The 22,835-nt window shown below is 77.6% G+C and carries 30 protein-coding genes; 17 read left to right on the forward strand and 13 right to left on the reverse strand.

Going from position 1 to position 22,835, the window contains the following annotated elements; genetic code table 11:
• Positions 1 to 614: CGNR zinc finger domain-containing protein (locus ACRYM2_RS12025; RefSeq protein WP_432522622.1), on the reverse strand; the 614-nt coding region annotated here is incomplete at its 3' end.
• Between the two features lie 39 nt (positions 615 to 653).
• Between ACRYM2_RS12025 and ACRYM2_RS12030 the strand changes: the two genes are divergently transcribed.
• Positions 654 to 1,619: an EamA family transporter gene (locus tag ACRYM2_RS12030; protein ID WP_432522623.1), complete on the forward strand. Its 966-nt coding sequence runs from the start codon at positions 654 to 656 to the stop codon at positions 1,617 to 1,619.
• A gap of 137 nt (positions 1,620 to 1,756) precedes the next feature.
• Positions 1,757 to 2,002 carry a hypothetical protein gene (locus tag ACRYM2_RS12035; RefSeq protein WP_432522624.1) on the forward strand — a complete coding sequence of 82 codons (246 nt, stop codon included), beginning with the start codon at positions 1,757 to 1,759 and terminating at the stop codon, positions 2,000 to 2,002.
• A gap of 15 nt (positions 2,003 to 2,017) precedes the next feature.
• Here ACRYM2_RS12035 and ACRYM2_RS12040 read toward each other — a convergent pair whose 3' ends face one another.
• On the reverse strand, positions 2,018 to 2,575 hold the full coding sequence (locus tag ACRYM2_RS12040) for a MarR family winged helix-turn-helix transcriptional regulator (protein WP_432522625.1): 558 nt from the start codon (positions 2,573 to 2,575) through the stop codon (positions 2,018 to 2,020).
• A 69-nt stretch (positions 2,576 to 2,644) separates the two neighbouring features.
• Here ACRYM2_RS12040 and ACRYM2_RS12045 point away from each other — a divergent pair, with 69 nt between their 5' ends.
• On the forward strand, positions 2,645 to 4,744 hold the full coding sequence (locus ACRYM2_RS12045) for an MMPL family transporter (protein ID WP_432522626.1): 2,100 nt from the start codon (positions 2,645 to 2,647) through the stop codon (positions 4,742 to 4,744).
• On the opposite strand, the gene ACRYM2_RS12050 is transcribed toward ACRYM2_RS12045, so the two are convergent.
• Both ACRYM2_RS12050 and ACRYM2_RS12055 read right to left on the reverse strand, forming a co-directional pair.
• Entirely contained in the window at positions 4,719 to 5,186 is a 468-nt protein-coding gene (locus tag ACRYM2_RS12050; protein WP_432522627.1) for a hypothetical protein, read from the reverse strand. The genes ACRYM2_RS12045 and ACRYM2_RS12050 overlap by 26 nt on opposite strands.
• Positions 5,183 to 5,785 (reverse strand): RNA polymerase sigma factor, encoded by a 603-nt coding sequence (locus tag ACRYM2_RS12055; RefSeq protein ID WP_432522628.1) that lies wholly within the window; start codon positions 5,783 to 5,785, stop codon positions 5,183 to 5,185. The genes ACRYM2_RS12050 and ACRYM2_RS12055 overlap by 4 nt, the downstream gene beginning before the upstream one ends.
• 196 nt (positions 5,786 to 5,981) lie before the next feature.
• Between ACRYM2_RS12055 and ACRYM2_RS12060 the strand changes: the two genes are divergently transcribed.
• The 7 genes from ACRYM2_RS12060 to ACRYM2_RS12090 all read left to right on the forward strand — a co-directional run bounded on the left by ACRYM2_RS12060 (position 5,982) and on the right by ACRYM2_RS12090 (position 10,483).
• On the forward strand, positions 5,982 to 6,470 hold the full coding sequence (locus ACRYM2_RS12060) for an Asp23/Gls24 family envelope stress response protein (RefSeq protein ID WP_432522629.1): 489 nt from the start codon (positions 5,982 to 5,984) through the stop codon (positions 6,468 to 6,470).
• Positions 6,467 to 6,781 carry a hypothetical protein gene (locus ACRYM2_RS12065; RefSeq protein ID WP_432522630.1) on the forward strand — a complete coding sequence of 105 codons (315 nt, stop codon included), beginning with the start codon at positions 6,467 to 6,469 and terminating at the stop codon, positions 6,779 to 6,781. The genes ACRYM2_RS12060 and ACRYM2_RS12065 overlap by 4 nt, the downstream gene beginning before the upstream one ends.
• A 73-nt stretch (positions 6,782 to 6,854) precedes the next feature.
• A complete protein-coding gene (locus tag ACRYM2_RS12070) occupies positions 6,855 to 7,034 on the forward strand; it encodes a DUF2273 domain-containing protein (RefSeq protein ID WP_432522631.1) in 180 nt (59 codons plus the stop codon).
• The gene (locus ACRYM2_RS12075) at positions 7,027 to 7,458 is read left to right on the forward strand and encodes an Asp23/Gls24 family envelope stress response protein (RefSeq protein WP_432522632.1); all 432 of its coding nucleotides are present in this window, start codon (positions 7,027 to 7,029) and stop codon (positions 7,456 to 7,458) included. Before ACRYM2_RS12070 ends, ACRYM2_RS12075 begins: the two co-directional genes overlap by 8 nt.
• Positions 7,455 to 8,003: a DUF6286 domain-containing protein gene (locus ACRYM2_RS12080; protein WP_432522633.1), complete on the forward strand. Its 549-nt coding sequence runs from the start codon at positions 7,455 to 7,457 to the stop codon at positions 8,001 to 8,003. The genes ACRYM2_RS12075 and ACRYM2_RS12080 overlap by 4 nt, the downstream gene beginning before the upstream one ends.
• Positions 8,000 to 8,584 carry a hypothetical protein gene (locus ACRYM2_RS12085; protein ID WP_432522634.1) on the forward strand — a complete coding sequence of 195 codons (585 nt, stop codon included), beginning with the start codon at positions 8,000 to 8,002 and terminating at the stop codon, positions 8,582 to 8,584. Before ACRYM2_RS12080 ends, ACRYM2_RS12085 begins: the two co-directional genes overlap by 4 nt.
• A gap of 54 nt (positions 8,585 to 8,638) precedes the next feature.
• Entirely contained in the window at positions 8,639 to 10,483 is a 1,845-nt protein-coding gene (locus ACRYM2_RS12090) for a SpoIIE family protein phosphatase (protein ID WP_432522635.1), read from the forward strand.
• A gap of 26 nt (positions 10,484 to 10,509) precedes the next feature.
• Here the strand turns inward: ACRYM2_RS12090 and ACRYM2_RS12095 are convergent, their stop codons facing one another.
• Both ACRYM2_RS12095 and ACRYM2_RS12100 read right to left on the reverse strand, forming a co-directional pair.
• Positions 10,510 to 11,085, reverse strand: coding sequence for a TetR/AcrR family transcriptional regulator (locus ACRYM2_RS12095; RefSeq protein ID WP_432522636.1), 576 nt, complete (start codon positions 11,083 to 11,085; stop codon positions 10,510 to 10,512).
• A gap of 67 nt (positions 11,086 to 11,152) precedes the next feature.
• A complete protein-coding gene (locus ACRYM2_RS12100; protein WP_432522637.1) occupies positions 11,153 to 12,109 on the reverse strand; it encodes a nucleoside hydrolase in 957 nt (318 codons plus the stop codon).
• A 140-nt stretch (positions 12,110 to 12,249) separates the two neighbouring features.
• Here ACRYM2_RS12100 and ACRYM2_RS12105 point away from each other — a divergent pair, with 140 nt between their 5' ends.
• Together ACRYM2_RS12105 and ACRYM2_RS12110 are read left to right on the forward strand one after the other, a co-directional pair.
• Positions 12,250 to 12,837, forward strand: a complete 588-nt coding sequence (locus tag ACRYM2_RS12105; RefSeq protein ID WP_432522638.1) for a GNAT family N-acetyltransferase — start codon at positions 12,250 to 12,252, stop codon at positions 12,835 to 12,837.
• Positions 12,838 to 12,939: 102 nt separating this feature from the next.
• Positions 12,940 to 13,620 carry a DJ-1/PfpI family protein gene (locus ACRYM2_RS12110; RefSeq protein ID WP_432522639.1) on the forward strand — a complete coding sequence of 227 codons (681 nt, stop codon included), beginning with the start codon at positions 12,940 to 12,942 and terminating at the stop codon, positions 13,618 to 13,620.
• Here the strand turns inward: ACRYM2_RS12110 and ACRYM2_RS12115 are convergent.
• Positions 13,590 to 14,195 carry a helix-turn-helix domain-containing protein gene (locus tag ACRYM2_RS12115; protein ID WP_432522640.1) on the reverse strand — a complete coding sequence of 202 codons (606 nt, stop codon included), beginning with the start codon at positions 14,193 to 14,195 and terminating at the stop codon, positions 13,590 to 13,592. The genes ACRYM2_RS12110 and ACRYM2_RS12115 overlap by 31 nt on opposite strands.
• Positions 14,196 to 14,272: 77 nt before the next feature.
• Between ACRYM2_RS12115 and ACRYM2_RS12120 the strand changes: the two genes are divergently transcribed.
• The 3 genes from ACRYM2_RS12120 (at position 14,273) to ACRYM2_RS12130 (ending at position 17,044) form a co-directional block, all read left to right on the forward strand.
• Positions 14,273 to 15,262 (forward strand): NAD(P)/FAD-dependent oxidoreductase, encoded by a 990-nt coding sequence (locus ACRYM2_RS12120; RefSeq protein WP_432522641.1) that lies wholly within the window; start codon positions 14,273 to 14,275, stop codon positions 15,260 to 15,262.
• A 106-nt stretch (positions 15,263 to 15,368) separates the two neighbouring features.
• A complete protein-coding gene (locus ACRYM2_RS12125) occupies positions 15,369 to 16,592 on the forward strand; it encodes a glycoside hydrolase family 15 protein (RefSeq protein WP_432522642.1) in 1,224 nt (407 codons plus the stop codon).
• A gap of 248 nt (positions 16,593 to 16,840) precedes the next feature.
• The gene (locus ACRYM2_RS12130) at positions 16,841 to 17,044 is read left to right on the forward strand and encodes a cold-shock protein (protein ID WP_166616171.1); all 204 of its coding nucleotides are present in this window, start codon (positions 16,841 to 16,843) and stop codon (positions 17,042 to 17,044) included.
• Positions 17,045 to 17,137: 93 nt separating this feature from the next.
• On the opposite strand, the gene ACRYM2_RS12135 is transcribed toward ACRYM2_RS12130, so the two are convergent.
• From ACRYM2_RS12135 to ACRYM2_RS12150, 4 genes are all read right to left on the reverse strand, one after another.
• Positions 17,138 to 17,878, reverse strand: coding sequence for an ABC transporter permease (locus ACRYM2_RS12135; RefSeq protein WP_432522643.1), 741 nt, complete (start codon positions 17,876 to 17,878; stop codon positions 17,138 to 17,140).
• Between the two features lie 67 nt (positions 17,879 to 17,945).
• On the reverse strand, positions 17,946 to 18,539 hold the full coding sequence (locus ACRYM2_RS12140) for a GNAT family N-acetyltransferase (RefSeq protein WP_432522644.1): 594 nt from the start codon (positions 18,537 to 18,539) through the stop codon (positions 17,946 to 17,948).
• Between the two features lie 55 nt (positions 18,540 to 18,594).
• Positions 18,595 to 20,136 (reverse strand): CYTH and CHAD domain-containing protein, encoded by a 1,542-nt coding sequence (locus tag ACRYM2_RS12145; RefSeq protein WP_432522646.1) that lies wholly within the window; start codon positions 20,134 to 20,136, stop codon positions 18,595 to 18,597.
• A gap of 171 nt (positions 20,137 to 20,307) precedes the next feature.
• Positions 20,308 to 21,087, reverse strand: a complete 780-nt coding sequence (locus ACRYM2_RS12150) for a sporulation protein (protein WP_432522647.1) — start codon at positions 21,085 to 21,087, stop codon at positions 20,308 to 20,310.
• Between the two features lie 145 nt (positions 21,088 to 21,232).
• Between ACRYM2_RS12150 and ACRYM2_RS12155 the strand changes: the two genes are divergently transcribed.
• Both ACRYM2_RS12155 and ACRYM2_RS12160 read left to right on the forward strand, forming a co-directional pair.
• Positions 21,233 to 21,559 (forward strand): ArsR/SmtB family transcription factor, encoded by a 327-nt coding sequence (locus ACRYM2_RS12155; protein WP_432522648.1) that lies wholly within the window; start codon positions 21,233 to 21,235, stop codon positions 21,557 to 21,559.
• The gene (locus ACRYM2_RS12160) at positions 21,556 to 22,086 is read left to right on the forward strand and encodes an SRPBCC family protein (RefSeq protein WP_432522649.1); all 531 of its coding nucleotides are present in this window, start codon (positions 21,556 to 21,558) and stop codon (positions 22,084 to 22,086) included. Before ACRYM2_RS12155 ends, ACRYM2_RS12160 begins: the two co-directional genes overlap by 4 nt.
• Positions 22,087 to 22,115: 29 nt before the next feature.
• Here ACRYM2_RS12160 and ACRYM2_RS12165 read toward each other — a convergent pair whose 3' ends face one another.
• Positions 22,116 to 22,322 (reverse strand): helix-turn-helix domain-containing protein, encoded by a 207-nt coding sequence (locus ACRYM2_RS12165; RefSeq protein WP_166616165.1) that lies wholly within the window; start codon positions 22,320 to 22,322, stop codon positions 22,116 to 22,118.
• Entirely contained in the window at positions 22,323 to 22,802 is a 480-nt protein-coding gene (locus ACRYM2_RS12170) for a DUF2975 domain-containing protein (RefSeq protein ID WP_432522650.1), read from the reverse strand.
• Positions 22,803 to 22,835 lie beyond the last annotated feature (33 nt).

A 22,835-nucleotide genomic window follows, 5' to 3' on the forward strand; every position in this document is an offset into this window, starting at 1 on the left:
CCCCAGCGCCTGGAGCCCCGGCCCCCCCCCCCCCCCCCCCCCCCCCACCCCCCCCCCCCCCCCCCCCCCCCCCCCCCCCCCCCCCCCCCGCGGCGCGCGCGGTAGGCGCTGACGGCGTTGCGGTTGGCGCAGGTGGTGCTGCAGTAGCGGCGGGAGCGGTTGCGCGAGAGGTCGACGACGACGCCGTCGCAGCCCGCGTCCGCGCACGTGGACAGGCGCGAGACCTCGTCGAGGCGCACGAGCTCCAGCACGGCCATGGCGGTCTCGACGAGGACCCGCACGTCGAGGGGCTCGGTGGAGCCGACGGCGTGCACGTGCCAGTCCACCGCGCCGTGGCGCACCAGGCGCGGCACGGCGCCGCAGCGGGCCAGCACGTCGTTGACCAGCTCCGCGGCGCGGTCGCGCTCGCTGGTGAGCAGCTCGCGCAGCAGCGGGCGCACGGCGCGCACGGCGGCCAGCTCGGCGGCGTCGCCGTCGCGGCGGCCGGTGTAGCCGAACCGCTCCCAGAAGCGGTCGAGGTCCTCGACGCGCTCGAGGGTGTCCGGAGGCAGCGCGCTGTTGGCCAGCACGGCGGCCGCCTGCAGCGACAGCTCGGTGTCATGGTCGAGAACCACGTTGACACCTTACGCGGCCCCTCCCTACCGTCATCTGCCATGACCATCGTGACCGATGACAGCAGCCGGCGGCTGGCGAGCGGGCTCGGCTTCGCGGTCCTGTCCGCGGCCAGCTTCGGGCTGTCCGGCAGCCTCGCCCGCGGCCTGCTCGACGGCGGCTGGAGCCCCGGCGCGGTGGTCCTCGTGCGGATCGGCCTGGCCGCCGCGGTCCTCGCCCTGCCCGCCGCGCTCGCGCTGCGCGGCCGCTGGGGGGCGCTGCGCCGCAACACCGGTCTCGTCGCCGTCTACGGGCTGCTCGCCGTGGGGGCGGCGCAGTTCTGCTACTTCTCGGCCGTCGCGCGGATGCCGGTGGGCCCGGCGCTGCTCATCGAGTACACCGCCCCCGCAGCGGTCGTGGGCTGGCTGTGGCTGCGCCACGGCCAGCGCCCGGGCCGGCTGACCGCGGCCGGGGCGGCCCTGGCCGCGCTCGGCCTGGTGCTCGTGCTCGACCTGCTGACCGGCACCCGCCTGGACACCGGCGGGGTGCTGTGGGCGCTGGGCGCGATGGTCGGGGCGACGACGTACTTCGTGCTGTCCGCCGAGGAGGGGACCGGCCTGCCACCGCTCGCGCTGGCCGGCGGCGGACTGCTCGTGGCCGCGCTCGCGCTCGGCCTGCTCGGCCTGGCCGGGGTGCTGCCGCTGTCGGCGGGCACGGCGCCGGCCGTCTACGCCGGTCGCGCCGTGCCCTGGTGGGTCCCGCTGCTGGGCCTGGGGCTGGTGACGGCGGCCGTGGCCTACGTGGCGGGCATCGCCGCCGGGCGCCGGCTGGGCTCCCGGCTCGCCTCGTTCGTGGCGCTGCTGGAGGTGGTGGCGGGCGTGGCGGGGGCTTGGCTGCTGCTCGGCGAGCTGCCGCGGCAGGTGCAGCTGCTGGGCGGGGTGCTCGTGGTCGCCGGGGTCGTCGTCGTCAAGCTGGGCGAGCCGCGGCCGGCGCCCGCCGCGTTGCCGCAGCCGTCCCCGGCCGCCTGACCCGGGACGGCTGACCCGGGACGGATCCGCCGGAGCGCTTGCCCGGAGCACCCGGACGCGGGCAGGCTGGCAGCGGTCGACCAGACGGCCCACCCCAGCCGCGCGCCCGGCGCCGCGGCAGCACCCGCGGAGCGTTCGTGCAGCACAGCGCGCACCTCGTCGTCACCGTCGTCGATTCGCTGGACACCTGGGTCCGGCACCCCGAGGCCGTGCGGGAGCGGGCGCAGGCCCTGCTGCGCGAGCGGGCCGCGGCGGGCGGCTGGCGCCTCGACGGCGTCGCGAGCGACCGCGTCGAGGTGCTGGCCGACAGCCTGCGGGTCTGCTTCACGGCCAGCGCCCCCGCGGTGGGGCCGCCGCGGGAGGCGCCCCCGGCCCCCTCCTGAGCCCCCTCGCGCGCGTCAGGCGCGCGGTGAGCGCAGCTCGTCGTGGTGGGCGGCCAGCGCGTCGGCCATCTGCGCGAGGAAGCGGCGCACGAGGACGAGCTCCTCGTCGCCGTAGCCGCGCATGACCTCGTCGCTGCGCCGGCCCAGCGGGCCGAAGAAGTCGCGGGCCACGGCCATGCCGGGCTCGGCGTAGCGCAGGAAGACCTTGCGCCGGTCGCTGCCGCCGCGGTCGCGGCGCAGGTGCCCGTGCCGCTCCAGGCGGTCGACGACACCCGTCACCGCGCCGGTGGTGATGCCCAGGGACACCGCCAGCTCCCCCGCCGTGAGGGGCTCGCCCGCGACCTCGCTGCGCATGACCTCCAGCAGCGCCTGCAGGTCCGTGGGGTGCAGGCCGTGGCGGCCGGCGAAGGCGTGCGCGACGCGCTCGGACTCCACGGTGAGCCGCTGCAGCTCGTCGACGAGCTCGGCCTCGGCGCGGGCGCGGGGGGTGTCGCGCGGGCGGAAGCCGCGTGCGGGCGCGCCCTCGCGCGCGGCCTCGTCTCGGCCCTTTGACGGGGTGATCTGCTCGCTCATCGGGTTGCCAGCGTACTCCGTCCTCTGCAAACATCTCACTGACTGAGAGTTCCGACGAATGAGGTGATCATGCGCTTCCTGACCGGACGGATCACGGCGTGGCTGGTGGTCGTGGCGGCCGTGCTGCTCAGCGGCCTGGTCACCGCCGTCAGCGGCTCCGCACCCGAGGCGAGCGGCGCCGCCACCGGCCTGCCCGCCTCCGCCGAGGCGGCGCGGGCCGCCGAGCTCGCCGAGCGGCTGCCCGACGCCGACACCAGCGCGCTGATCGCGGTGTTCTCCCGCGAGGGCGAGGCCCTCAGCGGCGAGGACCTCGCCGCCGCGGGCGCCGCCGCCCAGCGCCTCGGCAGCCGGCTCGTGCCCTCCCCCGACGGGCGGGCCGCGATCGCCGTCCTGCCGGTGCGCACCGACGTCCCGGCCGAGGAGCTGTCGCAGCGCGTCGCCGACGTGCGCGCCACCGCCCGCGCCGACGTGCCGGAGGGGCTGGTGGTGCAGGTCACCGGCGGCCCGGCCTTCACCGAGGACGTCTCCGGCTCCTTCGACGGCGCGAACACCCGCCTGCTGCTCGTCACCGCCGGCGTCGTCGCCCTGCTGCTGCTCGTCACCTACCGCAGCCCCGTGCTGTGGCTGGTCCCGCTGGCGGTCGTGGGCGTCGCCGACCAGGTGACGGCGCGGCTGCTGGAGATGGTCGGCCGGCTCACCGACACCCCCGTCGACCCCTCCGCCGTCGGCATCACCAGCGTCCTCGTCTTCGGCGCCGGCACCGACTACGCGCTGCTGCTCATCGCCCGCTACCGCGAGGAGCTGCGCCGCGAGGCCGACCGCCGCGCCGCCATGCGCGCGGCGCTGCGCGGCGCCGGGCCGGCGGTGCTGGCCAGCGGCGTCACCGTCGTGCTGGCGCTGCTCACCCTGCAGGCCGCCGTGCTGCCCGCCGACCGCACCATCGGCCGCGACGCCGCCATCGGCGTCGTCGTGGCGCTGCTGTTCGGCCTGCTCGTGCTGCCGGCCGCCCTCGTCGTCTGCGGGCGCGGGCTGTTCTGGCCGTTCGTGCCGCGCGTCGGCTCCGCCGACACCACCCGCACCGGGGCCTGGGCGCGGATCGCCGACCGCGTCGTGGCCCGGCCCGTGCCCGTCGTGCTCGCCTCGCTCGCCGTCCTGGTCGTGCTCGGCGCCGGGCTGGTGGGGGCCCGGCTCGGGCTGTCGCAGACCGAGCAGTTCCGGGTGGCCGCCGAGTCCGTCGACGGCTCGCAGACCCTGGCCCGCTACTTCCCCGACCAGGCCTCGGAGCCGGCGAGCGTCCTGGTGCGCGAGCCCGCCGCCGCCGACGCCGTCGCGGCCGCCGCCCGGGGCGTCGAGGGCGTCTCCTCCGCGGAGGTCGTCCAGCGCACCGACGACCTGGCGCAGGTGCAGGCCCGGCTGGACGCCGCCCCCGGCTCGGCCGCCAGCCGCGAGGTCGTCACCGCGCTGCGCGAGGCCGTGCACGCCGTCCCCGGCGCCGGCGCCCTCGTCGGCGGCACCGAGGCGGCCGCCCTCGACGAGCGCACCGCCACCGTCCGCGACCTGCTCGTCGTCGGCCCGCTCATCGTGCTCGTCGTGCTCGTGGTCCTCGTCGTGCTGCTGCGCTCGCTGCTGGCGCCGGTGCTGCTCGTCGCCACGGTCCTGGCCACGTTCGTCGCGGCGCTGGGGGCGGCGAACGTGCTGTTCACGCAGCTGTTCGGCATCCCGGCCCTGGACACCCAGGTGCCGCTGCTGTCGCTGCTGTTCCTGGTGGCGCTGGGCGTGGACTACAACATCTTCCTCGTCACCCGCGCCCGCGAGGAGACCCCTGCCCTGGGCACCCGCGACGCGGTGCGCCGGGCCGTGGCCGTCACCGGCGGGGTCATCACCAGCGCCGGGATCCTGCTCGCGGCCGTCTTCACCGTCCTCGGGGTGCTGCCGCTCATCGTGCTCACCCAGATCGGCGTCGTCGTCGGCATCGGCGTCCTGCTGGACACCCTGCTCGTGCGCACGGTCCTGGTCCCGGCCCTGTTCGCGCTGCTGGGGCACCGGGTGTGGTGGCCCAGCGCCCTCGACCGGCCCGCGCGCGCCGCCCACGGGGCGGACCGGGCGGACCGGGCGGACCGGGCGGACCGGGCGGACCGGGACCTCAGCGGACCTCGCGCAGCGTCCTGACGACGTCGCCGACGTGGACGTCCACCTCCACGGCCTCCTCGCCCGGCGCCGCGTCGCCGAGCAGCTCGCGCAGCCGCGCGGTCACCACCGAGCGCACCCGCCCCGCCAGGGCGGGCAGGTGGGTGCCGAAGGCGACGACGACCTCGACGAGCACCGCCTCGAGGCGGTCGTCGTCGCCGGTGCTGCAGCTGATGCGGTCGGCGGCCGCGTCCGGCAGGGCGTCCACGGCGGTGCGCAGGCCGTCGACGACCACGTCGGCGGCCACCCGGAAGTCGCCGAGCTCGTGGGTGCCGAGCACGGGCGCGGACGGCCGGAAGGCCCGGCGCACCCGCTCCAGCAGCCCGGGGCGCGCCAGCACCCAGCCCTCCTCGGTGTGGGCGCGCAGGGCTGCGGCCGCGAGGCCGAGGACCTCCTCGCCGCGGGCGCGGTCGGGTTCGCTCACCGCCAGTCCTCCAGGGTCGCGGCCAGGGTGGTGCGTGCTCTCTCCAGGAGACCGCGCACGGCGGTGGATGTCGTGCCGAGGACCTGCGCGATCTCCTCGTAGCTCAGCTCCTCGACCTCGCGCAGCAGCCAGGCCGAGCGCTGGCGCGGGGGCAGCAGCCGCAGCGCCAGGTCCAGCGCCTCGCGCAGCGCGGCCTCCACGCTCGTGCGCTCCGGATCCTCCCGCACGTCGCGGATGCGGTCCAGCACGTCCTCGACGTCGACGTGGGGCCTGCTGCCCGAGGCCGGCCAGCGGCGCGAGCGGGCGTGCACCTCGTGGCGCACGATCGTGAACAGCCAGGTGCGCACCGCGGCGTCCCCGCGGAAGGAGGGCAACCCCCGCCAGGCGGCGAGCAGCGCGTCCTGCAGGCAGTCGTCGGCCTGGCCGCGGTCGTCCAGCAGCCGGGCCGCGTAGCGGTACAGCGCCGGGCCGTGCCGGTCGACGAGGACGGTGAAGGCGTCCCGGTCGCCCAGGGCCGCCCGCCGCGCCAGCACCTCGTCGGTGCGCTCGTCGGGGCACGCGCCGTCCGGCGGAGTGGTCTGCATCGACTGGTTCTCCATCGATCGCTCCGGCCGCGGGCCGCTGCCCGCCCGCGCACCATCCCACGCGGCACCGCGGCGCACCCCCGGAGGAAGCGCTCGCCGGTGTGGCCCGGATCACACCGGATCCGGCGTGAGGATCCGCCGGTCGCGCACTCCAACCCCTCGCACGCACACCGCGGCACCCCGCCGCGGCGACCACCCGAGAGGAGCCCCCGTGACCGAGCAGACGATCACCAAGACCCCGACCCCCTCCACCGCCGGCAGCACCGGCGCCACCCGCTCCTCGGCCGTCCCCTCCGGCCTGGCCAGCGACCACGGCGTCACGAGCATCGCCGACACCGTCGTCTCCAAGATCGCCGGCATCGCCGCCCGCGACGTCTCCGGCGTGCACGCCCTCGGCGGCGGCGCGGCCCGCGCGGTCGGCGCCCTGCGCGAGCGCATCCCCGGCAGCCGCGTCAACCACGCCCAGGGCGTGTCCGTCGAGGTCGGCGAGCGCCAGGCCGCCGTCGACATCGAGCTCATCGCCGAGTACGGCGTCGCCATCAGCGACCTGGCAGCCTCCGTGCGCCGCAACGTCATCACCTCCGTGGAGCGGATGACCGGCCTGGAGGTCACCGAGGTCAACCTCCAGGTCTCCGACGTCCACCTGCCCGAGGAGGACGACGCGGACGAGGAGGTCGTCCGCACCGTCCGCGTCCAGTGATCGACCCGGCGGCCCTCGCGGACGACCTCGCGCAGGCCGCGCTGACCGTCCCCGGGGTGGCCCGCCTGCACGGCGGCGCCCTCGGGGAGGTCGGCACCTACCTGCCCGGCCGCCGGGTGGCCGGGGTCCGGCTGGCCGGCGACCTCGCCGGCGGCGCGGACGGCGGGCTCGTGGAGCTGCACGTCGTCGTCACCGCGCAGGCGCCGGTCCGCACCACCGCGCAGGCCGTCCACGCGGCCGCCGCCGGGGTGCTCGCCGCCCACGCGGTCACCGCCGCCGTGCGCGTGCACGTCGACGACCTCGCCGCCTGAGCCCGCGCCGCCCCAGCTCGCGCCACCCGGCACCACCGCACCCACCACCTCGACCCCAGGGAGGGGAGAAGAGATGTCCTCGTCCACGACCGGCCTGATCGCCGGTCTGCTGCTGGCCCTCATCGGCGCGGTCGCCGGCTTCGGCTGGCTGCTGCTCGGCGTCCTGCTCGGAGGGGTGGGCTACCTGCTCGGCGCCCACCTGGAGGGGCGCGTCGACCTGGCGGCCCTGGTCCCCGGGCGCGGTCGTGGCTGATCCGCGGACCGCCCTCGCCCCGGCCGGCGCGGCGGCGGTCGCCCCGGAGCACCGCGGCCGGCTGGCGGTCGCCGACCGCGCCGTCCAGCGGATCGCCGCCGCGGCCGCGACCGAGGTGGAGGGCACCCGCCGCACCACCGGCAGCGGACCGCGCAGCACCGCGGCCGCCGTCGGCGACGCCCTGGGCGCCGTGCTCGGCCGGGCCTACCCGGACGTGGAGTGCAGCGTCGCGGGCCGGCGCGCCCGGGTGCGCGTGGAGGTCGCGGCCGTCTGGCCGCACCCGGCCCCGCAGGTGGCCGCCCGGGTGCGCGAGCACGTGCGCGCCCGGCTGGAGGAGCTCGCCGACCTGAGCGTCGACGACGTCAGCGTCGTCGTCGCCACCTACCTGCCGCCCACCGCGGCGGCGCAGAGGAGGGTGCAGTGAACACCGCGCAGGAGGTCCGGGGCAGCGCGCGCGCCGCGCGCCGCCCCACCGGCGCCGGCCGCATCGGGGTCGTCGGCCCCGCGCTCGCCGTGCTGCTGCTGGCGCTGGCCGTCCTCATCGGCCGGGAGGCCGCCGTGGGCTGGGGCGCGCTGGGGGGCGGATCCCTGCTGGCGCCCGCCGTCGGCGCCCTCGACGGGCTGACCCCGAGCCCGGCCCTGGCCCTCGGCGGGCTGGTCGCGCTCCTGGCGGGCGTCGCGCTCGTGGTCACCGGCCTCGGCCGGCGCCGCCGCGACGCGATCGCCCTGGCGGGCGCGCCCGGCGTCTTCTGCACGGCGCGCGACGTCGCCCGCACCGCCTCCGGGGCCGCCCGCCGCCGTGACGGCGTGCTGGAGGCCCGCAGCACCGCCGGCCGCCGCACGGTCGCCGTGCACGTGCGCGCCACCTCCGAGGCGGTGCGCGACGACGTGCAGCGGGCCGTCGAGGAGCGGCTGCGGGTGCTCACCCCCACCCCGCGGGTGCGCGTGAAGGTGGAGGTGGCCCGGTGAGCCGCGCCGTGCTGGCGGTCGACCGCCTCGTCGCCGTCGTCCTGGGCCTGCTGCTCGCCGCCGGCGGGCTGGCCGCGATGGCCTGGTGGAGCGGGGACCTGGCCAGGGTGCTGCCCTCGGCCGGGGAGGGCTCCCGCCTGGTCACCGGCGGCGCGGGCGAGCTGCCGGAGCAGTCCTGGTACCCGGCCGCGGCCGCCGGGGCCGCGCTCGTGCTGGGCGTGCTGGCGCTGTGGTGGCTGCTGGCCCACCTGCCGCGCCGCGGCGCCGGGCAGCTGCTCCTGCCCGGGTCCGGGCCCACCGGCAGCCTGCGCGCGGAGGCCGACGCCCCCGCCCGCGCCGCCGCCGACGTGCTCGCCGCGGTGCCCGGCGTCCGCTCGGCCTCCGGCCGGGTCGTCACCGACCGCGGGCACCTGGTGGCCGAGCTGACGGCGACCGTGGAGCCCGGCGCGGACCTCGCCGAGGCCGCCGCGCAGGCGCAGGCGGTGCAGGAGCAGCTGCTGGGCGTCCTCGGCCGACCCGACGTCAGCGGTCGCACCCGGCTGACGGTCGCCCGCGCCGACCGGGCGGACCGCGTCTCCTGACCCGTGCACCCGTCCGGGATGCGGACGGGCCCCGGATGGGGTCGGGTGGAGGGCGTGTCGGCGGAGGAGTCCTTCCAGGTGGTGCCCCCGGACCTGCCGGTCCCCGACTTCACCGAGGTGTTCGACGAGGCACCCGTCCCGCTGCTGCTGCTGACGCCCGACCTGGTCATCGTGCGCGCCAACCGGGCGCGCCTGGAGGCGACCGCGACGACGCTGGAGCATAACGTCGGGCGGGGGCTGTTCGAGCTGTTCCCGATCAACCCCGCCGACCCGGCCGCCGACGGCCTGGTCAACCTGCGGGCCTCGCTGGAACGGGTGCGCGAGACCGGGCGGCCGCACACCATGGCGATCCAGAAGTACGACATCCGCATGCCCGGCGGCGGCTACGAGGAGCGGTACTGGAGCCCGCGCAACGTGCCGATCCTCGACGGGCGGGGCCGGGTCGCCTTCCTGCTGCACCGCTCCGACGACATCACCGACTACCTGCGCGACCGCGACGCCGCCCGCGAGGCCGCGGCCAGCGGTGCGCGCTGGCGCGAGCGCGCCGAGCAGGTGGAGGCCGACCTCTTCGAGCGCGCCCGGGAGCTGGAGGACCTCAACCGCCGGCTGAGCGAGGCCGTCGAGCGCGAGCAGCGCAGCGGCCGCTGGCTGGCCGGGCTCGCCGAGACCGCGCTGGCGCTGTCGGGGGCCGAGGACGTCGGGGACCTGCTGCGGCGCGCCGCCGAGCACGGGCAGCGGGCGGTGGAGGCCGACGGCCTGGTCCTGGCCCGCACCGTCGCCGGGCGGCTGGAGGTCCACGGGCTCGACGCGCGCGGGGGTGCTCCGGCGCACCACCTCGACCTGACCTCCTCCGCACCGCTGGCCCTCGTCGCCTCCGGCGCCGTCCCCGCGCTGGACTCGCGCGGCGCGGCCGGCGGGTCGTCCGCCGCCGGGTCCCCCACCGGCGCCGACGCGGAGGCGTGGACGGGCGCGTGGGCGGACTGGAGCGTGCTGCCGCTGCGCGCCGGTGAACGGCTGCTGGGGGCCCTCGGGGTCGGCTGGCGCCAGCAGCAGACCTTCGGCGCGCAGGAGCAGCGCCTCGTGCGCGCGCTGGCCGCGCAGGTCGCGCAGGCGCTGGACCGCGTGGGCCGGCTGGAGCAGGAGCGGCACCGGGCCCGGGCGACGCGCTCGCTGGCCGAGAGCCTGCAGCGCAGCCTGCTCACCGACCCCGTGCAGGCGGACGACCTGGAGATCGCGGTGCGCTACCTGCCGGCCGTCGCCGACGCCCAGGTGGGCGGGGACTGGTACGACGCGTTCCTGCTGCCGGACGGGTGCACGACCGTCGTCGTGGGCGACGTCGTCGGCCACGACCGCGAGGCCGCGGCCGTCATGGCGCAGGTGCGCAACGTGCTGCGCGGGCTCGCGCAGGCCGTCGTCCAGCCGCCGTCGGCGATGCTGGGGGCCCTGGACCGGGCGATGGAGAACCTGGCCGTGGGCGGGATGGCGACCGCGGTGCTGGCCAAGGTCGAGCAGGACGAGGCCTCGGCGGCGCGCGGCGAGCGCGTGCTGCGCTGGTCCAACGCCGGTCACCCGCCGCCGCTGCTGCTGCACCCCGACGGCACCGCGGAGCTGCTGACCAGCAGCCCCGAGCTCATGCTCGGCATCCTCACCGACGGCGTCCGCAGCGACCACCGGGCCGTGCTGCGCCGCGGCGACACCGTCCTGCTCTACACCGACGGCCTCGTGGAGCGCCGCGGGGCCAGCATCGACGACGGCCTGCGGTGGCTGCTGGGCGTGGCCGGCCGGCACGCCGGGCTGCCGCCGCAGGAGCTGGCCGACGCCGTGCTGGCGGAGCTGACCGGCACCTACGGCGAGGCCGTCGACGACGACGTGGCGCTGCTGGCCCTGCACGCGGGCTGAGCGGCCGGGCGGGGCGCCGGGACGGCTCAGGCGGAGGTGGCGTCCCGGGCGGGGGCGGGCTCCACGTGCGTCATGCCGGCGGTCATCGCCCGCGCCCAGGGGGCGTCGACCCGGTCGAGGTCGAGGGTGACGATGAGGTGGCACAGCTGCCCGTAGGCGACGAAGCGCTGCACGGCCGCGTCGTCGGCGCCGCTGAGCTGCTGCGCGAGCCGCACCACCGAGGACAGCCCCGCCTGCAGCGCCTCGCGCACCTGCGGCACGTCGCAGGCGCTCTGGGCGTGCACCTGCAGCATCAGCAGGTCGCGGTCGGCGATGAGCTCGGCGTAGGCGTCGCCCATCACCTCCAGCACCTCCTCGGGGGAGGTGCCCGCGGCCCGCTCGGCGCCGGCGGTCAGCGCCGCGCGCACCTGCTCGAAGCAGTGGTCCAGCGCGGCGACGAAGAGCCCCAGCTTGTCGGTGAAGAGGCGGAAGACGTACGCCGGGGAGATCCCCGCGTCGGCGGCCACCGCGGTCACCGGGGTGGCGTGGTAGCCGGTGCGGGCGAACACCCGCACGGCGCTGGCCGTCGCGCGGGCGCGCTGGGACTCGGCGGTGGACCTCACGCGGCGGCTCCGGACGGCATGTGACTGATTGGACACTATCGACGTCGGCACCGTCAACGCGGGCCGCTCACACCCGCGCCAGCAGCTCCTCGAAGTGCCGCGCGAACCCCGCGGCGTCCACCCCCACCGCCACCTGCGCGTTGCCGCCGCGGTCGCCGCTCCCGGCGTCACCGCTGTCCCCGGCGTCGTCGAGGAACTCCGCCAGCACCGCGCCGCGCAGGCGGTCGCCCGTCTCCACCGCCACCTCGGCCGCCCGCCAGGTCAGCAGGTCGGGCCGGGTGACCGCGGCGACGGCCAGCGGGTCGTGCAGGGCGCAGGAGCGCCCGTCCTGGCCCCAGCTGGTGCCGACGTGCGCGATCCAGGCCTGCGTGAACTCCCCCGCGAAGGCCAGGAAGGGGCGCTCGCTGGCCGCCATCCGCCGCGCGGCGTCGAGGTCCAGGCGGACCTGCCGGGTGACGTCCAGCCCCACCCAGCGCGCCCGCACCTCGGAGCCCAGGACGACCTCCGCGGCCTCCGGGTCGCACCAGACGTTCCACTCCCCCGGCGTCGACAGGTCGTGGGCGGGGCTGAGGAAGGTGCCCCCCATGACCACGAGCCCGCCCAGCGCCGCGGCGAACCCCGGCTCCAGGCGCAGCGCGAGCGCGACGTTGGTCAGCGGGCCGATCGCCACCACCGTCACCTCGCCCGGGTGCGCCAGGACGTGCTCGACCATCGCCACCGCCGCGGCGCCGGGCCGCGGCTCGCGCACCGGCGTGCCCGCCGGCACCGAGCCGGTGCGGGCGGCGGGGCGCAGCAGCGGGCGCCAGGCGCCCCGGTGCACGGGGACCTCCGGGTGCCCCAGCCGGTGCAGCAGCTCCAGCGTCAGCGTCGTGGCGGTCCCCACGTCGGTGTTGCCGGCGACCGTCGTCACCAGGTCCAGGGCGATGCCGGGGTCGGCCAGCGCCAGGGCGAGGGCGAACCCGTCGTCGATGTCGCTGCCGGGCGCACCCATCGCCAGGTCGGTGTCCAGGACCACGTGCTGCACGGCGGGGCTCCTCGCGTCGTCGGGTCCGGCGGGGTCCCGATCCTGGCACGCGCACCCGCCGGCGGTGCCCACGGGGAGCTGATGCAGCGGGGGCCCGGGACGTTTCACCGCTCCCGCCGCGGCGTGCCACGCTGGCGGACGTGGACGGGACCGGGAGCGGCACGAGCAGCACCGCGAGCAGCTGGGACGTCGTGCTGACCGAGCGCCTGCGGCTGAGCCGTCCCCGCCCCGAGGACGCCGAGGACGTCTTCGCCGTCCACTCCGACCCGGCCACCTGGGAGCACCTGCCCAGCGGCCGGCACACCGGGATCGCGCAGACGCTGGCGCTGCTGGCGCACGTGGAGGAGGGCTGGCGGGCCGTCGGGCTGGGCAGCTGGGTGGCGCGCGAGGCGGACGGCACCTTCGTCGGCACGGGCGGCTGCGACCTGCGCCTGGGCCTGGTGTGGAACCTCGGCTACCGGCTGGCGCCCGCGGCGTGGGGGCGGGGCCTGGCGCAGGAGGTCGTGCGCGCCGCGACGACGGCGGCCCGGCAGGTGCTGCCCGACGTGCCGGTCACCGCGTACCTGCTGGAGCACAACACGCGCTCGAAGGCGGCGGCCGAGCGCGCCGGGCTGCACCTGCAGTGGCGCGGGCCGGACGCCGGGAACCCCGATCCGCAGGCCGTGCGGCTGGTGTACGCCGACCGCCCGCTGAGCCGGGTCGTGCTGCGCGAGATCACCGCGTCGTAGGGAACGGCGGGCGGGGCGCGGCAGGGGGGCGTGGCAGGAAGACGAGCACCCGCGACCGTCCCGCCGCTGGAACCGGTGGCGGGCGCCCGCGAGGCTGCTCCCGTGACCACCCCCGTGCCCCCGCCCTCCCCGCACGACCTGCCCCACGACCTGCCGCGCGACCTGCCGCCCGGGCGGGTGCGGCGCATCGGCGTCGTGCTGTTCGACGAGGTGGAGGTCCTGGACGCCTGCGGCCCCTTCGAGGTGTTCTCGGTGGCCAACCGGGTGGCCGAGCGCGCCGGGCGCGCGGCCCCCTTCGAGGTCGTCCTCGTCGCCACCGGGGACGGCACGGGCGTGCGGGCGCGCGGCGGGTTGCGCCTGGGCGCCGACTGCGGCTTCGCGCAGGCCCCGCCGTGCGAGGTGGTCCTGGTGCCCGGGGGCGTGGTGGACACCGTCGCCGCGGACCCGCAGCTGCTGGAGTGGTTGCGGCGCAGCCGTCCCGGTGCCGAGGTCGTGGCCTCGGTCTGCACCGGCGCCTTCGTGCTGGCCGCCGCGGGCCTGCTCGACGGGCGCGCGGTGACCACCCACTGGGAGGACCTCGACGCGCTGCGCGCGGCCTGGCCGCGGCTGGAGGTGCGCGAGGGGGTGCGCTTCGTCGACCACGGGGACCTGGCCACCAGCGCGGGGATCAGCGCCGGCCTGGACCTGTCGCTGCACCTGGTGCAGCGCCTGGCCGGCCGCGAGCTGGCCCTGGCCACCGCGCGGCAGATGGACTACGCCTGGCGCGAGGGCGCCGGCGCCTGAGCAGGACCCCGGCGCGGGCGCGCCCGCACGTGCATGCGCTGCCCCTGCGGCCCGAAGATGCTCACGACCTCCGCGGGCCGGTCGCCGGGGTTGCTGATGCGGTGCGGCAGGCGGGTGTCGAACTCGGCGGCCTCCCCCGCGGGCAGGGCGAACTCCTGCTCGCCCAGCAGCAGCCGCAACCGGCCGGAGAGCACGTACATCCACTCGTAGCCCTCGTGGACCTGGGGTTGCACGCCTTCGCCGGCCCCCGGCGCCAGCACCTGCTTGTAGGCGCGCAGGCCGCCGGGCTGGGAGGTCAGCGGGATGGAGGTGACGCCGTGGCGGACGGTGCGCCGCCCGGGGGACCGGCGCGCGGGGGCGACGAGCTCGTCGAGGCTGACCTCGTGGTGCGCGGCCAGCGGCAGCAGCAGTTCCAGCGTCGCCCGCCGGCCGCCGGACTCCAGCCGCGACAGCGTGCTCACCGAGATCCCGGTGACGGCGCCGACCTCGGCGAGGGTCTGCCCGCGCCGCTCCCGCAGCCGCCGCAACCGCGGTCCGACCTGTTCCAGCACCTGCTGCACCGCTGCCGCGTCCATGCCCCCACCCAACCCGCAGATTGCCGTTCTGGCAACGACCTGCGGGTTTCGGCGACGCCGCGGCGCACCGTGGGGGCATGACGGACGAGAACCCCTCCCGCAGCGTCGACGTCCTCGTGGTGGGCGGTGGCGCCGCCGGCCTGAGCGCCGGCCTCACCCTGGCCCGCGCCCGCCGCGACGTCCTCCTCGTCGACGCCGGCGCCCCGCGCAACGCCCCCGCGCACGGGGTGCACAACTTCCTGACCCGCGACGGCACCGCCCCGCGCGAGCTGCTGCGCCTGGGCGCCGAGGAGGTCCGCCGCTACGGCGGCGAGGTGCTGACCGGCACCGCGACCTCCGCCGTGCGCGACGAGCGCGGTTTCACCGTGCGGACCACGCTCGGCGAGGTGCGCGCGCGCCGGCTGGTCGTCACCACCGGCCTCGTCGACGAGCTGCCCGACGTGCCGGGGCTGGCGGAGCAGTGGGGGCGCGGGGTCGTGCACTGCCCCTACTGCCACGGCTACGAGGTCGCCGACCAGCCGCTGGGCGTGCTGGGGCTGACGGCCGCGTCGGGCCACCAGGCGCTGCTGTTCACCCAGTGGAGCCGCGACGTCGTCTACTTCACCCACACCGGCGGGGAGCTGGACCCCGGCCGGCGCGAGGAGCTGCTGGCCCGCGGGGTGCGCGTCGTCGACGACCGCGTCGTCGAGGTGCTCACCTCCGGGGACCGGCTGAGCGGGGTGCGGCTGGCCGGCGGGGAGGTGCTCGAGCGCTCCGTCCTCGTCGTCGGCGCTCCCGTGCGGGTCTCCTCGCCGCTGCTGGAGAGCCTGGGTCTGCGCACCGAGCCGGTCGTCTTCGGCGGCGCCGTCCTGGGCGAGCACTACCCGTCCGGGCCGGGCGGCGGCACCGACGTCCCCGGCCTGCACCTGGCGGGCAACGTCACCGACCCGCAGGCGCAGGTCGTCACGGCGGCCGGGGCGGGCCTGGTGGCCGCGGCGGCCGTGAACCTGGGGCTGCTCGCGGAGGACACCGCCGCGGACGTGGCCCTGCACCGGGCGCGCGGGGCCGCCGGCAGCGCGGTCGCCTGAGAGCGGCGCCCGGGCCGCCGCCGACCTGGCCGACCCGACCCCTGGACCGCCCGCGGTGGGTACGGTCGAGGGGTCGGGTCCGGTGGACGGGTCGGGGAGGTGGGGTGTGCGTCGACGCGCGCTGCTGCTCGGCGGTGCCTCCGCGCTCGCGCTCGCGGGCGGCGGGGCGGCCTTGACCGCGGCCGAGCGCACCGAGGCCTCGCCGCTGCCGCGCCTGCTCACCGACGCGAGCTGGCGCGGGCTCGCCCTGGGCCCCGACCCGCTCGGCGACGACGACTGGCTGGCGGCCGGCCGGCTGCCCGGCGCGGACGGCCCCCACGCCGGGATGGTCCGCGAGGCGCTGCTGGACCTGCGCGCCCTGACCCGGGCCAACGGGGCGGTGGCCGCGGGCCCGGCGCCGCTGTGGAGCTACGCCTGGCCGCGCGACTCCGCGTTCGCCGCGGTCGCGCTGGCGGTGGCCGGTCACCACGACGACGCCGACCGCGTCCTGCGCTTCCTCGCCGACGTCCAGCTCGACGACGGCGGCTTCGAGGCGCGCTACCTGCTCGACGGCACGGGCACGCCCGACGGCCGCCGGCGCCAGGACGACGGCGCCGGGTGGGCGCTGTGGTCGCTGCGCGCGGTGCTGGACGCCGACCCCTCCTCCGCGCGGGCCCGCGAGCGGCTGCGGGAGCTGAGCCCGCTGCTGGAGGCGGCGACCGCCTTCGTGCTGGAGCGCACGGACGACGGCACCCGGCTGCCGGAGGCCTCCTCGGACTACTGGGAGCGCCGCGAGCGCGAGCTGACGCTGGGCACGGTCGCACCGCTGCTGGCGGGGCTGCACGCGGCGGCCGCCTCGTTCTCCCGGCTGGGGCGGCGCACCCGCGCCCGCCGGATCGCCGACGCGGCCGGCTCGCTGGCGCGGCTGCTCGACGGGCACTTCGCGCCCACCGGCTACCTGCGCTACGCCGACCCGGGGCTGGCCTCCGGCGGGGTGGACGCGGCGGTCACCTTCCTCATGCCCCCGTTCAGCGCGCGGGCCCGCCCGGGAGTCCTCGCCGCCTTCGACGCCTACCAGCAGCAGGCGCTGCGGCCGGCCGGCGGGCTGGCCCCGGGCGCCGGCTGGAAGCAGGACGGCATCTCCTGGACGCCGGAGACGGCGCTGGTCGCGTGGGTGGCCGCGGCGGGCGGGCAGGCGCAGCGCGCCCGGTACTGGCTGGACTGGCTGGACGCGCACCGCACGAGCTGGGGGAGCCTGCCGGAGAAGGTCCTGCCGGACGGCTCCCCCGCCGGGCCGGCGCCGCTGGGCTGGACCGCGGCGAGCGTCGTGCTGGCCGTCGACGCCCTGTGAGGCGGCCCCTGCGGGCCGTGATCGACTTTCCCGGTGTTTTGCCGCGTGAAGGTCTTGCGCAGGCCCGCACCCAGCGTGTTAGCTTCCCCACGGCTGCAGCTCGACGCAGCTCCTCGATCGTGTTGAACGCCCGCGGAGTGTGTTGCGGGCGTCGCCCGGGCCCTCGGGTCCGGCGTGGCGTTCCCACTCAGCCCGGATCCCGCTGAAGGTGCGGGATCTGCACCGACTGGAACGTGTTGGAGAAGTACATGGCACAGGGCACCGTCAAGTGGTTCAACGCTGAGAAGGGGTACGGCTTCATCGAGCAGGACGGTGGCGGCCCCGACGTCTTCGTCCACTACTCCGCGATCACCGGCAACGGCTACCGCTCCCTCGAGGAGAACCAGCGCGTCGAGTTCGAGGTGACGCAGGGCCAGAAGGGCCCGCAGGCCGACGCGGTCCGCGCCCTCTGATCGCAGCCTGACCCCGCAGGGCCCCCGTCCGCACCGGACGGGGGCCCTGCGCCGTCCCGGCCCCGCTCGCCCACCCGCCGCGCGGGCGAGCGCTCAGGCGCGCTCCTCGGGGCGCCGGTGCAGCCGGCGGCCCAGCCCCCGGGTGACGACGACCGCGGCGACGGTCTCGGCGGCCAGCAGCCCGACGAGCACGAGCAGCTGCACCCGGGCGGCCTCCAGCGGGCTCGCCCCGCCCAGCAGCAGCCCCACGAACGCCCCCGGCAGCGTCACCAGGCCCACCGTGCGGGTCTGGTCCAGCGCGGGCGCCAGCGCACGGGAGGCCGCCGTCCGCCCGGCGAGCGCGACGGCCTGCGCGGGCCGCGCCCCCAGCGCCAGCCAGCCCTCCACGAGCGCCCAGTCGCCGCGGACGTCGTCGAGCATGCGCCGCCCCGCGAGGGTGGTGGCCGTCATCGCCCCGCCGATGAGCTGGGCGGTGAACGGCACGACCTGCAGCACGTGCGGTTCCAGCGCGCCGACGCCCACGACGAGGGCCGAGGCCGGCAGCGCGCCCGCCCCGATCGCGAGCGCTGCCAGCGGCCACGCCCCCGCCACCCGCAGCCGCCGCGCCGACGTCCACGAGGCGGTGGCCAGCGCCAGCGCCAGGTAGAGCGGGGCGAGCACGCCGGTGCGCAGCACCAGGCCCAGGACGAGCCCCACCGCGAGGAGCTGCACCAGCGCGCGGCCGACGGCGACGAGGACCGCGCGCTCCTGGCGCAGCCCGCCGAGGCGGCCCGCGCCGACGGCGAGGGCCACGAGCAGCAGCACGGCCGCACCCAGGGCCACCGGGCCGCTCACGAGGTCGCCCGCGCGCGGGCGGGGTGCGGCGGGTGCGGCGGGGGCGGCGGGGACGGCGTCGTCAGCGTCAGCCCCGGTCGAGCCGGGCGCGCAGCCCGCTGCGGACGGCGGGCCACTCGGCCTCGACGATCGAGAAGACGACGGTGTCGCGGTAGCTGCCGTCGTGCCAGAGCTGGTGGTTGCGCAGCACCCCGTCCTGCTTGGCGCCCAGGCGCGCGATGGCCGCGCGCGACTGGTGGTTGTGCCAGTGGGTGCGCAGCTCCACGGCGATGCAGCCGAGGTCCTCGAAGGCGCGGGTGAGCAGCAGCAGCTTGGCCTCGGCGTTCACCCCGGTGCGCTGGGCGGAGGGGGCCAGGAACGTCGAGCCGATCTCCAGCCGGCGGTTGGCGGGGTCGAGGTTCATGTACGTCGTCACCCCGCACACGGCGCCGGTGTCCAGGCGGCGCACGGCCCACGGCGCCATCTGCCCGGCGGCCTGCAGGGCCAGGCGGCGCTCCACCTCCGCGGCCACGCCCTCGGGGGCCGGGATGCGCGTGCACCAGGTGCGGTGCAGGTCGCCGTCGGCGACGACGGCGCGCAACCCCTCCGCGTGCCCGGGCGCCAGCGGTTCGAGGGCGACGCGCCGCCCGGTCAGCGGGACGGGGGTGGAGAAGGCGTTCACACCCCCGACCCTACTGACGCCGCTCCGCGCGTCCGGCGGGTCGCCGGCGGGCGGGTCACTTCATCCAGCGGCGCGACTTCTTGCGGTTCGCGGCGTCCCAGGCGGACTCCAGGTCGTGGAAGGCGACCGCGGAGCGCACCTCCTCCAGGGCGTGCAGGCGGCCGAGGACGAAGGCCCCCGTGCCGGCGCTCTCGACGAGGCCGGCCAGGACCTCGCGGGCGACGACGGTCCCGGCGTGCTCGTCGAGGACGTCGAGGAGGTCCTTGACCGCGTCGGCGTAGTCCTCGGCGGCCTCCCCCACGCGCGGGGCGAGGACACCGGCGGCGTCGCGCGCCGCGGCGGCGGCGGAGCGCAGCCGCTGCAGGCGGGCCAGGTCGCCGGCGTCCCCGGCGGTGTCGGCGTCGGGGTCCACGTCGCGGTAGGCGTCGCGGACGGCGCGGTGCGCGTCGGCCACCGCGGGCAGCAGGACCTTGCGGGCCTCGCGGCGGGCGGCCTTGGTGGTGGGCGGCCCGGCGACGAACGCCTCCAGGGCGGCGACGAGGTCGCGGTAGCGCTGGGAGTCCAGCGCGGCGAGGACGTCGGCGTGGGCGGCGGCGGAGCGCTCGGCGAGGGCGGTGCGCACGAGCTCCGCGACGACGGCGGGGTCGCCGGTGCCGCTGCCGGCGACGTGCCCGGCGGCCTCCTCGTCGAGGTCCTCCAGCAGCTGCTCGCCGACGGCGTCGAGGGTGCGGGCGGTGGCGGTGACGCCCTCGATCCAGGCGAGCTCGGCGACGAGCGCGTCGGCCCCGCCCGCGGCGAACACGGGGGCGCAGGTGGTCAGGACGTTGCGCAGGCGGCGCGCGGCGGCGCCCAGCGAGCGGACGGCGCCGGGGGCGTCGATGCGGGCCAGCGGGTCCTGGCTGAGCATCCAGCCGACGTCCTGGGCCAGGCGGCCGAGCACGAGCGCACCGGCGGAGTCGTCGGCGGAGAGGGCGTCCAGGCCCTCGTCGTCGTCGGGGCCGTCGAGGACGGTGCGCAGCTGCGCGCTGCGGTCGGACTCCTCCGCGCCGAGGGCCTCCCAGGCGTCGGTGACGGCGTCGAGCAGGTCGCGGCGGCCGTCGACGACCTCGGCCTGCCACTCCGACCACGTCTGGGCCAGGGAGTCCTCGGGGGTCAGCGGGCGGGCCTGCACCTCGCGGGTGGTCAGGCGCGCCACGACGTGCCCGTCGGGGTCGAGCAGGTCGCGCGCCTGCGCGGTCGTGGTCAGGGACAGCACCGGCCCCAGGGAGCGGCCGCGGGCCGCGGCCCAGGTGAGCCGCTGCAGCGCGGCGGGTGCGGTCCGCACGGCGCGGCCCAGCGCGTGGCGGACCTCGTGGGTGCGCGGCCCGCGGCCGGGGACCTCCAGCACCCAGCCGCGCGGTGCGCCGCCGGTCTGGCGGCGCACCGACACCCCGGCCGCGGCGAGCGCGAGGTCCGCGGTGTCGTAGTGCGTCTCCTCGGTGCGGACCTCGCTGACGGCGCCGACGTCGGCGACACCGGGCAGCTCCCCGCCGCCGGGCGCCGCGTCCGAGGACGGCGCGAGGTAGGTGCGGGTGAGGGCCAGGCGGGGCTGCGGCATGGGCAAGGACTACCACGATCGGGGGGTCCGCCCGGTGGACGGGCAGGCCGGGAGGGGTGGCGCTCCCGCGCAGGCTCCTGCACGGGGTCCTGCGCGGAGCCGGGGGTCCTCGCCGCTCCGGCGACGGCCCCCGGCCCGCGCACCCCGGGCCCGGTCGTCAGCGCCGCCGGCTCACCAGCCCCAGCCGCGGCGGGCGCCCAGCTCGTGCACGGCGCGGTCCAGCGCGGCGGCCACCCGCGCGCGGTCGGTGTCGGCGTGCGACAGGCGCAGCCGGCTGACCACGTCCCGGCCCTCGGTGAGCAGCCCGCCGCGGCGGTCGGCCTCCAGGACCACGTCCACGCCCTGCGGGTCGGCCAGGAAGGTGACCTCCAGCTCGTTCACCTTCCGCACGTGCGCGGGCGGGGCGAACTCCAGCTCCTGGTAGAAGGGCAGGTCCGAACCGCGCACGCGGCCCTTCTCCACGTCGGCGTGCTTGAAGCGCCAGCCCAGCGAGCCGAGCGCCTCGACGACCACCTGCTGCACCGGCAGGGGCGCCACGGTCAGGCCGTCCAGGTCGCCCGGGTCCACCGCGCCGGCGATGACGAGGCGGGTGACCACCCCGACGTGCACGCCGCGCAGGTGCCAGCCGCCGATCGCGGTGATCGGCGTCTGCCAGGGCAGCAGCAGCGAGAACGGCAGTTCGGTGCGCTGCCCGGGCGCGGTGGTGAAACCCGCCCCGACGCGGGCGCTGGCGAAGACGACGTCCTCGCGCCACTCGGAGTCCCCGCTCTCCACCTCCACGCGCGCCTGCAGGGCGACCACGACCTCCTCGACGTCCTGGGGCACCGAGCCGCCGACCACGACGACCCGGCCGCCGACCGGTCCGCCCGGCTGCGCCACGTCGCGCTCCAGCACCGTGTCCACCGACGCCGCGCCCGCGCCGAAGCGCGCCGCGAGGTTCCGCAAGCCCATCTCGTCCTCCGTCCCCGGGCCGCCGGCCGGCCCCCGCCCTGATCGACGGGCGGCGCCGGCGGGGCGTTCCCGGCGACCCCTTGACGCCGGGCACGGAGGAGCTTGTACTTGTCGAAGTCGTTAATCAACAGGAAGCGCAACCACGATGACCGACACGCTCAGCACCACGTTCGCCGCCCTGGCCGACCCCACGCGCCGGGCCCTGCTGGCCCAGCTCGCCCGCGGCGAGGCCACCGTCAACGAACTCGCGGCGCCGCACGCGATGACGCTGCCGGCGGTCTCCCGGCACCTGAAGGTCCTGGAACGGGCCGGGCTGGTGGTGAAGGGCCGGCAGGCGCAGTACCGGCCGTGCCGGCTGGCCGCCGGGCCGCTGCGCGACGTCGACGCCTGGATGGACGACTACCGCCGGTTCTTCGCCGAGCGGTTCGACCGGCTCGCCGAGCACCTCACGACGACGGAGGACAACCCGTGACCAGCACCGACCGCAGCACCGACCGCAGCACCGACCGCAGCACCGACCGCAGCACCGACCGCAGCATCAGCCTCGTCCGCGACTACCCCGTCCCCCCGGAGGCCGTCTTCGCCGCCTGGACCGAACCGGACCAGCTGGGCTGGTTCTCCGGACTGCCTGCGGCGCAGGCCGGGGCGCGCGTCGACCTGCGCCCCGGCGGGACCTGGTGGACCCGGTTGCAGGAGGGACCGGGCGGGCGCACCTACCCGACCGGCGGGCTGTACCGCGAGGTCCAGCGGCCGCACCGCCTCGTCTTCAGCTGGGGCGCGGTCGACGGGTGGCCGGAACTCGACCCGCAGGACCCCGACGCGACGCCGCTGGTGTCGCTGGAGTTCGCCCCGACCGCCGGCGGGACCCGCATGACGGCGACGCTCTCGCTCTCCCCCGGGCTCGACGCCGCGCAGGTCCGCCACTGGTTCGACCTCGGCATCCGCGAGGGCTGGACGACCACCGTCGACCGCATCGCGGACCACCTCGCCGCGCGCTGAGACCGCCGCCGGGGACGGGAGGAGGGGTCTCAGTCCTCGACCCACTCCAGCAGGTCGCCGGGCTGGCACTGCAGCACCCGGCACATGGCCTCCAGGGTGCTGAAGCGGACGGCCTTCGCGCGGCCGTTCTTCAGCACGGCGACGTTCGCGGGGGTGAGCCCGACGCGTTCGGAGAACTCCCCCACGCTCATCTTGCGCCTGGCCAGCTCGACGTCGATGCGCACCACGATCGGCACTCAGATCACCGCGTCCATGTCGGTGCGCAGCGCCGTGGCCTGCCGCAGCAGCGCGCGCATCACGACCACGACGAGCCCGACGACGGCGAGGCCCACGAGCAGCAGGAACAGCAGCAGCAGGTTCCCCGGTCCGCTCGACCTCACCCCCGCGTAGAGGAACACCCCCGCCAGGACGACCCACGCGGCGGCCACCGCCCCCACGACGGCGTCCACCCAGGCCAGGGAGGCCGCGCTGAAGATGCGGTCGGCGCGCACCAGGCCGAGCAACCTCCAGGTGCTCACGAGCACCACCTGGCCGCACAGCACCCAGAACACCGACAGCGCCGTCAGCGGCCACCGCAGGTGCGCGAGCTGCGGGGACTGCTCGGCCATGTGCCGGAACTGGCCGGGCAGCGAGAACACCTGCAGCAGGACGAGGACCGCGAACAGCACCACGAGGGAGGCGCGGAGGAGGGCCACTGCCCAGCGGGAGGGAGACATGCATCGAAGGTCGCTCAATCCCTATCGAATGTC

The sequence above is a fragment of the Kineococcus aridisoli genome (genome assembly GCF_050871885.1).
Taxonomy (GTDB): domain Bacteria; phylum Actinomycetota; class Actinomycetes; order Actinomycetales; family Kineococcaceae; genus Kineococcus.